14 protein-coding genes are annotated in these 12,137 nt (G+C 73.3%); 12 read left to right on the plus strand and 2 right to left on the minus strand.

Annotated elements, in window-relative coordinates; genetic code table 11:
• Nucleotides 1-26 precede the first annotated feature (26 nt).
• From GMA12_RS03455 to proC, 3 genes are read left to right on the plus strand one after another with little or no spacing between them, the layout of a single operon-like run.
• Nucleotides 27-1,004, plus strand: a complete 978-nt coding sequence (locus tag GMA12_RS03455) for a Ppx/GppA phosphatase family protein (RefSeq protein WP_156267175.1) — start codon at nt 27-29, stop codon at nt 1,002-1,004.
• Nucleotides 1,001-1,864, plus strand: coding sequence for a sugar phosphate isomerase/epimerase family protein (locus GMA12_RS03460; RefSeq protein ID WP_156267178.1), 864 nt, complete (start codon nt 1,001-1,003; stop codon nt 1,862-1,864). The genes GMA12_RS03455 and GMA12_RS03460 overlap by 4 nt, the downstream gene beginning before the upstream one ends.
• A gap of 44 nt (nt 1,865-1,908) precedes the next feature.
• A complete protein-coding gene (proC, locus tag GMA12_RS03465; RefSeq protein WP_156267180.1) occupies nt 1,909-2,745 on the plus strand; it encodes a pyrroline-5-carboxylate reductase in 837 nt (278 codons plus the stop codon).
• A gap of 66 nt (nt 2,746-2,811) precedes the next feature.
• Here proC and GMA12_RS03470 read toward each other — a convergent pair whose 3' ends face one another.
• Complete coding sequence (locus GMA12_RS03470) at nt 2,812-3,480, minus strand: potassium channel family protein (RefSeq protein WP_156267182.1); 669 nt, start codon at nt 3,478-3,480, stop codon at nt 2,812-2,814.
• Nucleotides 3,473-4,876, minus strand: coding sequence for a TrkH family potassium uptake protein (locus tag GMA12_RS03475; protein WP_156267505.1), 1,404 nt, complete (start codon nt 4,874-4,876; stop codon nt 3,473-3,475). The genes GMA12_RS03470 and GMA12_RS03475 overlap by 8 nt, the downstream gene beginning before the upstream one ends.
• A gap of 249 nt (nt 4,877-5,125) precedes the next feature.
• Between GMA12_RS03475 and GMA12_RS03480 the strand changes: the two genes are divergently transcribed.
• The 9 genes from GMA12_RS03480 (at nt 5,126) to GMA12_RS03520 (ending at nt 12,108) form a co-directional block, all read left to right on the plus strand.
• Nucleotides 5,126-6,337 (plus strand): acetoin utilization protein AcuC, encoded by a 1,212-nt coding sequence (locus GMA12_RS03480; protein WP_370830097.1) that lies wholly within the window; start codon nt 5,126-5,128, stop codon nt 6,335-6,337.
• Nucleotides 6,338-6,426: 89 nt separating this feature from the next.
• Nucleotides 6,427-7,011, plus strand: a complete 585-nt coding sequence (locus GMA12_RS18510; protein ID WP_206064632.1) for an ArsR/SmtB family transcription factor — start codon at nt 6,427-6,429, stop codon at nt 7,009-7,011.
• Between the two features lie 35 nt (nt 7,012-7,046).
• Nucleotides 7,047-8,387 carry an NADP-specific glutamate dehydrogenase gene (gene gdhA / locus GMA12_RS03490; RefSeq protein WP_156267184.1) on the plus strand — a complete coding sequence of 447 codons (1,341 nt, stop codon included), beginning with the start codon at nt 7,047-7,049 and terminating at the stop codon, nt 8,385-8,387.
• Between the two features lie 114 nt (nt 8,388-8,501).
• Nucleotides 8,502-9,320: a FadR/GntR family transcriptional regulator gene (locus tag GMA12_RS03495; protein WP_240898567.1), complete on the plus strand. Its 819-nt coding sequence runs from the start codon at nt 8,502-8,504 to the stop codon at nt 9,318-9,320.
• 161 nt (nt 9,321-9,481) lie between these two features.
• Entirely contained in the window at nt 9,482-9,580 is a 99-nt protein-coding gene (locus GMA12_RS03500; protein WP_005504750.1) for a 30S ribosomal protein bS22, read from the plus strand.
• A gap of 109 nt (nt 9,581-9,689) precedes the next feature.
• Nucleotides 9,690-9,953, plus strand: coding sequence for a glutaredoxin family protein (locus tag GMA12_RS03505; RefSeq protein ID WP_047804689.1), 264 nt, complete (start codon nt 9,690-9,692; stop codon nt 9,951-9,953).
• Nucleotides 9,954-10,003: 50 nt separating this feature from the next.
• Nucleotides 10,004-10,675, plus strand: a complete 672-nt coding sequence (locus tag GMA12_RS03510; protein WP_156267188.1) for a histidine phosphatase family protein — start codon at nt 10,004-10,006, stop codon at nt 10,673-10,675.
• Nucleotides 10,676-10,729: 54 nt separating this feature from the next.
• On the plus strand, nt 10,730-11,350 hold the full coding sequence (locus GMA12_RS03515) for a TlpA family protein disulfide reductase (RefSeq protein ID WP_162459428.1): 621 nt from the start codon (nt 10,730-10,732) through the stop codon (nt 11,348-11,350).
• Nucleotides 11,347-12,108, plus strand: coding sequence for a cytochrome c biogenesis CcdA family protein (locus tag GMA12_RS03520; RefSeq protein WP_156267190.1), 762 nt, complete (start codon nt 11,347-11,349; stop codon nt 12,106-12,108). The genes GMA12_RS03515 and GMA12_RS03520 overlap by 4 nt, the downstream gene beginning before the upstream one ends.
• Nucleotides 12,109-12,137 lie beyond the last annotated feature (29 nt).

Raw genomic sequence — 12,137 nt, forward strand, 5'->3', positions numbered from 1 at the left:
CACGGAACTCGAAGGAGCACCACAGCATGCGTCTGGGAGTCCTCGACGTCGGATCGAACACGGTCCACCTGCTGCTGCTGGACGTCTACCCGGGCTCCCGGCCCGAGCCGTACGCGTCCCACAAGCTGGCCCTGCGGCTCGTGCAGTACCTGGACCAGGACGGCAACATCTCCGACGCCGGCCGGGACGCCCTGACCTCCTTCGTGGTCGAGGCCCGGGACTTCGCGGTGGACAACGCCGCGGAGGACTTCCTGGCCTTCGCCACCTCCGCGATCCGCGAGGCCGGCAACGGGGCCCAGGTGCTGGAGCACGTGCAGTCCCGCTCCGGGGTGACCCTCACCGAGCTGGCCGGGGACCAGGAGGCGGCCGTCACCTTCTTCGCGGTGCGCCGCTGGTTCGGCTGGGGCGCCGGCACCGTCCTGGACCTCGACATCGGCGGGGGGTCGTTCGAGATGGCGCTGGGCGACAACGCCCTGCCCGCCGTGGCGACCTCCGTGCCGCTGGGCGCGGGACGGCTCACCCGCACGTTCATCGCCGGGGATCTCGCCACGCCCCAGGAGATGAAGGCCCTGCGCAAGCACGTGCGCCGGGAGCTCAAGCCCGCCGTCGCGAAGGTCCGGGCGGCCGGGGAGCCCACCTGCGTGGCCGGCACGTCGAAGACCTTCCGCTCCCTCGCCCGGATCTGCGGGGCCGCCCCCTACGCGATGGGACCCTACGTCCCGCGGACCCTGCACCTGGAGGACCTGCGGCTGTGGACCCGGCGGATGGAGGCGATGACCCCGGACGAGCGGGCCGAGATGCCCGGGGTCTCGCCCGCCCGGGCCCGGCAGATCCTGGCGGGCGCGGTGGTGGCCGAGGCCGCCATGGACGCCTACGGGATCGAGTCGCTGCGGATCTGCCCGTGGGCCCTGCGGGAGGGGCTGATCCTCCGCCGCCTGGACCAGCTCAGCAGCCACGCCGACGTCCGCACCGTCGACCCCCGGCACCTGGTGGGGGCGGCATGAGCGAGCAGCAGGGCTCCGCCGCGGAGCCGTACCGGGCGCACGTGGCGCTGTCCACCAGCTCCCTCTACCCGCTCGGGGTCCCGGAGACCTTCGAGGCGGCCGTGGAGCTGGGCTACGACAGCGTGGAGGTGCTCGTCACCCACGAGCGGATGAGCCAGCTCAACCACCAGCTGCGCGACCTCGTGCAGCGCCACCAGCTGCCCATCTCCACCATCCACGCCCCGACCCTGCTCCTCACCCAGCAGGTCTGGGGCAAGTCGTGGACCAAGATCCAGATGGCCGCGGCGCTCACCGAGCAGGTCGGCGCGGAGGTCGTCGTCGTGCACCCGCCCTTCCGCTGGCAGCGCAAGTACGCCTCGAACTTCGTGGAGGGCGTGCGCGTGGTCTCCGAGGCCACGGGCGTGAAGATCTCCGTGGAGAACATGTACCCCTGGCGGGTGCGCGGGCGCGACACCGTGGTCTACGCCCCGCACTACAGCCCGCTCGGGCAGGACTACGACTGGGTGACGTGGGACTTCTCCCACGCCGCGACCGCCCGGATGGACTCCCTCGCCGCGATCCAGGAGCTCGGCCCCCGCCTGGGCCACGTCCACCTCACGGACGGGTCGGGGGAGAGCACCTCGGACGAGCACCTGTTGCCCGGCCACGGCGTGCAGCCGGTCGCCGAGTCGCTCCAGCACCTCGCCGCCACCCGGTGGCAGGGGATCATCGGGGTGGAGGTCTCCACCCGCCGCTCGACGAGCGCCGAGGAACGCACCCAGTGGCTCGCCGAGTCCCTGGACTTCGCCCGCCGCCACACGACCCCCGCCGAGGACGCCCCGGCCGAGGACGCCCCGGCCGACGAGGCCCCGGGCGCCTGACGTCCGACCCGACCCGTTCCCGCTTCGAGAGGACCCCACCGACCATGACACCTGTGCTCGCCTTCCTGGGCTGCGGCTCCATGAACGGATCCATCCTGCGGGGGGTGCTGGCCTCCGGCGTGCCCGTCGAGCAGGTCCGGGCCACCGTCCGCTCCGCGGAGAGCGCCCACCGGCTCCAGGAGGACACGGGGGTGCGCCCGTACGTCACCGGGGAGGACCCCGAGGCCAACCGCCGGGCCGCCCGCGAGGCCGACGTCGTGCTGCTCGGCGTGAAGCCGGTCGGCATCCTCGAGCTCGCCCGGGAGATCGCCCCCGCCCTGCGACCGGGCACCGTCGTGGCCTCCGTGGCCGCCGGCATCTCGGTCGGCGCCCTCGAGCAGGCCCTGCCGGCCGGCCAGCCCGTGGTGCGGACCATGCCGAACACCCCCTCGAGCGTGGGCCGCGGCGTCGTCTCGGTGACCCCGGGCACCGCCACCACCGCCGAGCAGACCCGCGCCGTGCGCCAGGTGCTCGAGGCCGTCGGCACCGTCGTGGAGGTCCCCGAGGACCAGGTCGACGCCGTGACCGGGGTCTCGGGCTCCGGGCCGGCCTACGTGTTCCTGCTGGCCGAGGCGATGCAGCAGGCGGGGGAGCGGATGGGGCTGCCGGCCGACGTCGCCCGGGTGCTGGCCAAGGAGACCGTCTCCGGGGCCGGTGAGCTGCTGCGCCCGGCCGGGGCCGATCCCGCGGCGCTGCGCAGGGCCGTCACCAGCCCCAAGGGCACCACGGACCGGGCGATCACGACCTTCCAGGAGAACGGCTTCGAGGACCTCGTCGCCGCCGCCGCCCAGGCCTCGGCCGACCGCTCCGCGGAGCTGACCCGGGAGTTCAGCGCCGGCTGAGCCGCACGGCGTCGCCGGCCCGGGCGCGTGCGGCCCGTGCCCCTCCGGCGGCCCGGCCGGGGCCGGTCAGGGCCGGGCGGCGAAGCGCTCGAGCAGGTCCACGTGCCCGGAGACGATGAGCAGGTCCCGGGAGGTCACCTTCGTCTCGGGTCGGGCGTAGGTGAAGTCCTCCCCGGGCGACTTCACGCCCACCACCGTCACGCCGTACTTGGAGCGCACGTGGGCCTCCCCGAGCGTGAAGCCCTGCACCTCCCGCGGCGGGTGCATCTTGACGATGGCGAAGTCGTCGTCGAACTCGATGTAGTCCAGCAGCCGGCCGGAGACCAGGTGGGCGGTGCGCCGGCCGGCGTCCGCCTCGGGGAAGATCACGTGGTGGGCGCCGATCCGCGAGAGGATCTTGCCGTGGGCCGGGGTGATGGCCTTCGCCCAGATCCGGCCCACGCCGAGGTCCACGAGGTTCGCCGTGATCAGCACGCTGGACTCGATGGAGGTGCCGACGCCCACCACGGCGGAGTCGAACTCGGCGGCGCCGAGCTGGCGCAGCGCGTCGATGTCGGTGGCCTCGGCCTCGACCACGTGGGTGAGCTGGCCCGAGAGCTTCTGCACCAGCTGGGCGTCCCGCTCCACGCCCAGGACCTCCCGGCCCTGCCGGGCCAGCTGGAGGGCGGTGGCCGTGCCGAAGCGGCCGAGGCCGATCACCAGGACGGGAACGCTGTGGGACGAACGGTCAGCCAATGATCGGCCTTTCCTCGGGGTACTTGTACAGACGGCGGCGCGAGCGCAGGGCCAGCGCGGCGGCCACGGTGGTGGTGCCGATGCGGCCCACGAGCATGATGACGGCGAGGACGTACTTGCCCTCCGGCGGCAGCTCCCCGGACAGGCCCACGCTCAGCCCGCACGTGGCGTAGGCGGAGATCACCTCGAACAGCACCCGGTCGAGGGGCTCCTCGGAGATCTCCACGAGGAGCCCGCAGCCGACCAGGACCACGGTGGCGCCCATCATGATGACCGAGATCGCGATGCGCAGGGCGTCCTCGGGAATGCTGCGGTAGAAGGCGATGACCGACCGGTCGCCGCGGGCCTCGGCCAGGATCGCCAGGAACACCACGGCGAGCGTGGTGACCTTGATCCCGCCCGCCACGGACGCGGGACCGCCGCCGGCGAACATCAGCGCGTCCGTCATGAGGAGGGTGACCGGCTCCAGACTGTTCATGTCCACCAGGTTGAAGCCGCCGGAGCGGACCATGACGGAGTGGAAGAACCCCTCGAAGACCTTCTGCGTCACGGGCCGCCCCTGCAGGGTGTCCGGGTTGGACCACTCGAAGGCCAGGAACAGCGCCCAGCCGACGACCAGCAGGACCGTGGTGGTCACCACGACCAGCTTCGTGTTGAGGTTCCACCGGGAGAAGCGCAGACCCGTCTGCCGGAGCACGAGGACCACGGGGAACCCCAGGGAGCCGAGGAAGACGCCCAGGGCGATCGGCAGGAGGATCAGCGCCGCGTCCGTGTAGGGCACGAGCCCGTCCGAGTGGGGGGTGAACCCGCCGTTGTTGAAGGCCGAGACCGAGTAGAACACCCCGTGCCACAGGGCGGTGAGGAAGGGCTCCCCGACCAGCAGGAAGCCGATCGTCAGGACGGCGGCCAGGACCGCCTCGATCACGACGGACATCACCAGGATGACCTGCAGCAGCGAGCCGACCTCGCCGAGGCGTCCGATGTTCAGCGCCTCCTGCGTGATCAGCCGGGACTTCAGGCCCAGCTTGCGGCCGATCGCCAGGGCCAGGATCGAGGTCATGGTCAGGGTGCCCAGGCCGCCGATCTGCATCGCGATCAGGATCACGAACTGCCCGACGAAGGACCAGTTCGTGGCGGTCGGCACCGTGGTCAGCCCGGTGACGGTGACGGCGGAGGTGGCGGTGAAGACGGCGTCCTCGATCTCCGTGTCCACCCCCGGGGCGGAGGAGACGGGCAGCCACAGCAGGAAGGAGAACACGGTCACGACCGCGGCGAAGGAGATGACGGCGAGACGGGCCGGGGAGCCGGCCGCGATCCGGTCCACGAGGTCGCGCAGCGAGGCGAGCAGCCAGAAACGGCCCCGCTCCTCGCGGGAGACCCAGGACCGGTGCTGCAGGTTGCTCACGGGCGCTCCTCCTGATGTCCGGTCCTGATGTCCGGGCCGCCCGGCCCGGACGGCGTCGGCCGCGGCGCGTGCCCCGATCCGAGACAGTATCCCACCCGAGCCCGCGCGGCGGAGCCCACGGCGCTGCCGGGCGACGCCCGTGCCGCCGGACCCCGTCCGGGCCCGCGGCCCGGCGGACACAAAGCGCGTCGGCACCCGGGGTCCGGCGCGGGGCGACGGCGCGAGTGGTCTAATGGCCGTGTGACTCCTGCTACATCCGGGCCCGGCGCCCCGCACCCCACGCGACTGTTCTGGGACCCCGCCCTGCTCGAGTACGACTTCGGGGCCCACCACCCGATGCACCCCTCACGGCTCGAGCTCACGTACCGCCTCGTCCAGGAGTTCGGCCTCGACCGGCGGGCCAACGTCACCGTGGAGGCCCCGGAGGTCGCCCCGGACGAGGTCCTGCGCCTCGTGCACCCCCAGCACTACCTGGACTCGGTGCGGGCGGTCGCCGCGGACCCCTCCCTGGAGCTCCCCGAGTGCGGGCTCGGCACCGAGGACACCCCCGCCTTCCCCCGGGTGCACGAGGCCAGCGCCCGGCTCGTGGGCGGCACCTACCAGGGCGCCGCGGCCCTGCTGGCGGGGGACGCGGTGCGCGCCGTGAACTTCGGGGGCGGGATGCACCACGCCCACGCCGAGCGGGCCAGCGGCTTCTGCATCTACAACGACTGCGCCGTGGGCATCCGGCACCTGCTGGAGCGGGGCGTCCAGCGGGTGGCCTACGTGGACGTCGACGGCCACCACGGGGACGGGACCCAGTCGATCTTCTACGACGACCCCCGGGTGCTCACCATCTCGCTGCACGAGACCGGCCTGGCCCTGTTCCCGGGCACCGGCTTCGCCAACGAGACGGGCCGGGGGGCGTCCGAGGGGTACTCCGTCAACGTCGCCATGCCCGCCACCGCCGACGACGCCATGTGGCTGCGGGCCTTCGACGCCGTGGTCCCGCCGCTGCTGCGCCAGTTCGCCCCGGAGGTCCTGGTCAGCCAGCACGGCTGCGACTCCCACTTCGCCGACCCGCTCACCCACCTGCGCGTCAGCGTGGACGCCCAGCGGCAGACCGCCGTCGCCCTCGCCGGACTCGCCGACGAGCTGTGCGAGGGCCGGTGGATCGCCACGGGCGGGGGCGGGTACAACTGCCACGACGTGGTGCCCCGGGCGTGGACGCACCTGGTCGGGATCGCCGCCGGGCACCCGGTGGACGTGGGTGCCGCGGTGCCGCAGCCGTGGCGGGACCACGTGCACGAGCGCTACGGGGTCGAGGCGCCGCGGGTGATGGGCGACGAGGTGGACCTGTGGTGGCGGTCGTGGGAGGTCGGCTTCGACCCAAACGACGAGACCGACCGCACGATCATGGCCACCCGCAAGGAGGTCTTCCCGCAGTGGGGGCTGGACCCGTGGTTCGACTGAGCCCCGAGCCCCCGGCTGCCGGCGGGCGGGGGAACGGGGTGGACGTGCCGCTGCCGGGTGCCGCCCGCCAACGCGTTTACAGTGATCGGATGGGCAACAACGACGTGTTCGCGGTGATCGCCGACAAGACCCGGCGGGGGATCCTCACCGTGCTCAAGGACGGCGAGCGACCCGTGGGGGACCTCGTGGCGGAGCTGGGCGTCTCCCAGCCCACCGTCTCCAAGCATCTGAAGATCCTGCGCGAGGCCGGTATGGTGTCCATGGAGGCACAAGGGCAGCGGCGGCTGTACGCCGTACGGCCCGAGCCCCTCGCCGAGGTGACCCGCTGGATCCACGAGGTCACCGGCGACGCGGTCCAGCAGCGGGCCGCTCCGGAGCCCATCGCGCCGGAACCGACCGCGCCCGGACGGGGCGGGACGTCCGGGGCTCGCACGGCCGCGGCGGACGAACCCGTCACCGGTGCGCCGGAGGAGCTGGTGGTCACCGCCCCCGCGCCGCGGGAACCGGGCCCCGAACTGCTCATGGCCGAGATCCCCGGATCCGATCCGTCCGAGGCCGGGCGTCCCGCGGGCGGGACGCCCCGGCGCCCCGCCCGGGGGGCCGGAGCCCGCGCCGCGGACCTCCTGGCCGGCCTGCCGGGCCTGCGCCGCCGTCCCCGGCACCCGCGGCGGTGACCGGTCCCACCCTTCCGACCAGCACGAGGAGCACCATGCACGAGGACCTGTATCCCATCCGCCAGGCCGTCCTGGCCCGCAACCCCGGTGAGGTGGAGTTCCACCAGGCGGTCGACGAGGTCTTCGACTCCCTCGGCCCCGTGGTGGCCCGCCACCCCGAGTTCCTCGACGCCGCGGTGCTGGAGCGGATCTGCGAGCCGGAGCGCCAGATCATCTTCCGCGTCCCGTGGACCGACGACGAGGGCCGCGTGCACATCAACCGCGGCTTCCGCGTGGAGTTCAACTCCGCGCTGGGGCCCTACAAGGGCGGGCTGCGCTTCCACCCGTCCGTCTACCTCGGCATCGTGAAGTTCCTGGGCTTCGAGCAGATCTTCAAGAACGCCCTCACCGGCATGCCCATCGGCGGCGGCAAGGGCGGCTCGGACTTCGATCCCAGCGGGCGCTCCGACGCGGAGATCATGCGCTTCTGCCAGTCCTTCATGACCGAGCTCTACCGCCACATCGGGGAGTACACGGACGTCCCGGCCGGCGACATCGGCGTGGGCGGGCGCGAGATCGGCTACCTGTTCGGCCAGTACAAGCGCATCACCAACCGCTACGAGTCGGGCGTGCTCACGGGCAAGGGACTGAGCTGGGGCGGGTCCCTCGTGCGCACCGAGGCCACCGGGTACGGCACCGTCATGTTCGCCGAGGAGATGCTGCGCACCCGCGGGCAGTCCTTCGACGGGCAGACGGTGCTGGTCTCCGGGTCCGGCAACGTGGCGACCTTCGCGATCGCCCGGGCCCAGCACCTGGGGGCCACGGTGATCACCGCCTCGGACTCCGGCGGCTACGTGGTGGACCCCGACGGCATCGACCTGGAGCTGCTGCGCCAGATCAAGGAGGTCGAGCGCGGCCGGATCTCGGAGTACGCCGAGCGCCGCGGCGGGCGCGCCCGGTTCATCGCCAAGGGCTCCGTGTGGGACGTCCCCGGCACCGTGGCCCTGCCGTGCGCCACCCAGAACGAGCTGGACGGCTCCCACGCCAAGAAGCTGCTGGCGCACGGCGTGGTGGCCGTGGCCGAGGGCGCCAACATGCCCTCCACCGGCGAGGCCACGCGGATGTTCCAGGAGGCCGGGGTGCTCTTCGGCCCGGGCAAGGCGGCCAACGCCGGCGGCGTGGCGACCTCCGCGCTGGAGATGCAGCAGAACGCGTCCCGCGACTCGTGGACCTTCGACTACACCGAGGAGCGGCTCGGGCAGATCATGACGTCCATCCACGACCGGTGCGCCGAGACGGCCGAGGACTACGGCATGCCCGGCAACTACGTGGCCGGCGCCAACATCGCCGGCTTCGTCAAGGTGGCCGGCGCCATGATGGCCCAGGGCCTCATCTGATCCGCGCCGGGCCCGGCCCCGGCCGGGCCCGGCAGTCCCACCCGTCCGCACTTCCGACACGTCCGGACCCGCGACCGCCCCACGGAGGGCCGCGGTGGACCTACCCTGGAGACTATGGCAACGCATCGACAGGTCCTGCAGTGGCTGGAGAACGAGCTCTTCGACGGCCATCTCGTGCTGGGCCAACAACTGCCCTCGGACCGCGACCTCGCGGCCATCCACCGCGTGTCCCGCAACAACATGCGGGAGGCGCTCAAGACCCTGGAGGCGCAGGGGATCGTCCGTCTCTTCGACGGGCCGCGCAAGTCGATCCTGCCCATGCTGGTCCGGGAGCCGGCGGCGTCCGCCGGTCCCGCCCTGCAGCTGCACATGGCCACCTCGGACTACCCGCTGCGGGACATCGTGCAGACCCGGGTGCTGCTGGAGACCTGGGCGCTGGAGCGCTCGGACCCCCGGCACCCGGCCATGGCCGAGCTGCGGGCGCTGCTCGAGCAGATGGGCCGGGACGACCTCTCGCTCAAGGAGTTCCACCACCTCGAGGTGAGCTTCCACATCGCGCTGTGCAAGACCGCGGGCAACTCGGTGGTCTCGGCCCTGATGTCCTCGCTGCGGGACTCGATCTACGAGTACACGATGGCCCTCGTGGGGCACGTGCCCCTGTGGAGCGCCACCTCGGAGCGGCTGCGCGCCGAGCACCAGGCGATCTACTCGGCCGTGGAGGCGGGCGACCGCAGGCTCGCGGCCCGGCTGGTGGCCGAGCACATCGAGTACCAGTACCGCGAGGCCGGCGTGGACCCCGACCAGGAGCAGCGCACCCCCGGCCCCGCCCCGGACGCGCCGGCCGACCCGGCCGTGCCCGTCGCCACGGGGGAGCTGCCGGTGCGCGCCGCGGGCGAGCCCGGCGGCCCGTCGGAGGTGCCGCGCAGCGCCTGAGAGCCGTCCACCGGGGACGAATACGGCAATTTCCCTGCGAGACGGTAGGGTGTCAGTGAACGTTTGCCCGGCCGTTCCCGTCCGAGGGCCGGCACCCCGGTTCCCGCCTGTCGCGGAGTTCCCGGGGAACACCACCGAGACATGAAGATGCGAGGGATCCTATGGGTTCAGTGATCAAGAAGCGCCGCAAGCGGATGTCCAAGAAGAAGCACCGCAAGCTCCTCCGCAAGACCCGCCACCAGCGCCGCAACAAGAAGTGACCCGGCGCTGACACCGCCCGCGGGGCCGCCGTCCTCCCGAGGACGGCGGCCCCGCGGCGTTGCCGGGGGCGGCCGGGACCGGCGCCGGGGCGGGCCGTAGCATGGACCCATGAGCTCCCCGACGCCCCCGGCCGTGACCCTGTTGACCCGCCCCGGGTGCCACCTCTGCGAGGCGGCCCGGGAGTCCGTGGACCGGGTCACCTCCGCGCTGGGCCTGGGCTGGGCCGAGGTCGACGTCGACGGCGACCCCGAGCTGGCCCGCCGGCACGCGGAGGAGATCCCGGTGCTGCTCGTCGACGGCGTTCCGCGCGACTTCTGGCAGATCGACGAGCGCCGGCTCGCCCGGCTGCTGCGCGAGCGCCTGGCCGGCTGAGCCGGGCCCCCGTTTTGGGTGCGGATGCGCCCGTCTGGGAGCATGGGAGCATGCCCTCCTCCACGATCCACCTGCTGCGCCACGGCCAGGTCCTCAACCCGGACCGCATCGTCTACGGTCGGCTCCCCGGCTACGGCCTCACCGAGCTGGGCGCGCAGATGGCCGAGGCCGCCGCCGCCGACCTCGTGAGCCGGGTCGGCGACGGCTCGCGCATCGTCCACCTCGTCTCCTCCCCGCTGCAGCGGGCGCGGGAGACCGCCGCGCCGGTGGCCCGGGAGCTGCGCCTGCCGGTGCACCCCGACGAGCGGGTGATCGAGGCCCCCAATCACTTCGAGGGCCTGCACGTGGACGCCCTCGAGCTGCTCAAGCCGCGGCACTGGCCCCACCTGCGCAACCCGCTGCGCCCCTCCTGGGGGGAGCCCTACCGGCGGCAGGTGGCCCGCATGGCCGAGGCCGTGCTGGAGGCCGGGCGCACCGCCGTGGCGCGCGGCGGAGACGGCGCCGAGGCCGTGGTGGTCTCCCACCAGCTGCCGATCTGGCTGGCCCGGCGCTCGGCCGAGGGCCGTCCCCTGCCGCACGACCCGCGCCGGCGGCAGTGCAACCTCGCCTCCCTGACCACGCTCGTGTTCGACGACCTCGACGCCGGGCGCCCGCCCCGGGTCGAGTACCGGGAGCCCGCCGCCGTCTACTATCCAGGGGTCAACCAGCTTCCCGGTTCATAATGGCGGGGCGCCGCCGCCGTCCCCGTCCCGTCCAGAGCACCAGGTGATCCGTCCGTGACCTCCCGTCCCTCGCCCTCCTCCCGTCCGTCCCGCCGCCGCGTGCTCTCGCTCGCGGGCCTGGGCGTCCTCGGGCTCGCCCTCGCCGGGTGCACCGAGGAGGACTCGCTGGCCCAGCAGGCCAACTCCGGGGACCAGAAGGGCTACATCGCCGGCGACGGCACCGTCTCCGAGTACGCGGCCGAGGAGCGCGAGGAGCCCGTGCAGTTCGAGGGCACCCTGTTCGACGGCACCGTGGTCTCGGCCGAGGACCTCCGCGGGACCCCCGCGCTGCTCAACTTCTGGTACGCCGGGTGCGCCCCGTGCCGGGTCGAGGCCCCCGACCTCCGGGAGCTCGCCGAGCGCTTCGACGGCCGGGCCGCCTTCTACGGCGTGAACCTGCGCGACGAGCAGGCCACCGCGGAGGCGTTCGAGCGCACCTTCGAGATCCCCTATCCCTCCTTCGAGGACAAGGACGGGGGCGTGCTGATGGCCCTGAGCGCCTACGTGCCCCCGCAGGCCGTGCCCACCACGCTGGTCCTCGACGCCCAGGGGCGGGTGGCCGCCCGCATCCTCGGCATCGCCGAGCGCTCCGTGCTGGAGACCCTGCTCGAGGACACGGTGGCCGAAGCGGCATGACGGCCGGCAACCCGTTCGCCGAGATCGTCCTCGACGGCTCCCTCCTCGTCGCCCTGCCCGTGGCCCTGCTCGCCGGGCTGGTCTCCTTCGCCTCCCCGTGCGTGCTGCCGCTCGTGCCGGGCTACCTGGGCTACGTGACGGGCCTGACCGGCGCGGACCTGCAGGACCAGCGCCGCGGCCGGGTGCTGGCCGGGATCGGCCTGTTCGTGCTCGGCTTCTCGGCCGTGTTCCTGCTCATGTCCGTGCTGCTCGCCCAGCTGGGGGCCTACGCCTGGTTCCTGGGGCAGGGCTGGATCACCGTGGTCCTCGGCGCCCTGGTGGTGCTCATGGGCGTCGTCTTCCTCGGCGGGGTGTCGTTCTTCCAGCGGGACCGCAAGATCGAGCGCCGCCCCCCGCCCGGCCTGTGGGGCGCCCCGCTGCTGGGCGTCACCTTCGGCCTGGGCTGGGCGCCCTGCATCGGCCCGACGTTCGCCGCCGTGCAGGCGCTCGTGTACGTGGACGGCGCCTCGGCCGGGAAGGCCGCCGTGCTCACGGTGGCCTACTGCCTGGGCCTGGGGGTGCCCTTCCTGCTCCTGGCCCTGGCGCTGCGCCGCGGCATGGGGGCCATGGCCTTCTTCCGGCGGCACCGCCTCACCATCCAGCGCGCCGGCGGGGGCCTCCTCGTCCTGGTCGGGCTGCTCATGATGACGGGGGCGTGGACCGCGTTCGTCTCCTGGGTGCAGGCCGAGCTCGTCACCGACTGGGTGATGCCGATCTGAGCGCCTCCGGCACCCCGTCCCGCCCCGAC

Source organism: Kocuria sediminis, from assembly GCF_009735315.1.
In the GTDB taxonomy this organism is placed as follows: Bacteria; Actinomycetota; Actinomycetes; order Actinomycetales; family Micrococcaceae; genus Kocuria; species Kocuria turfanensis.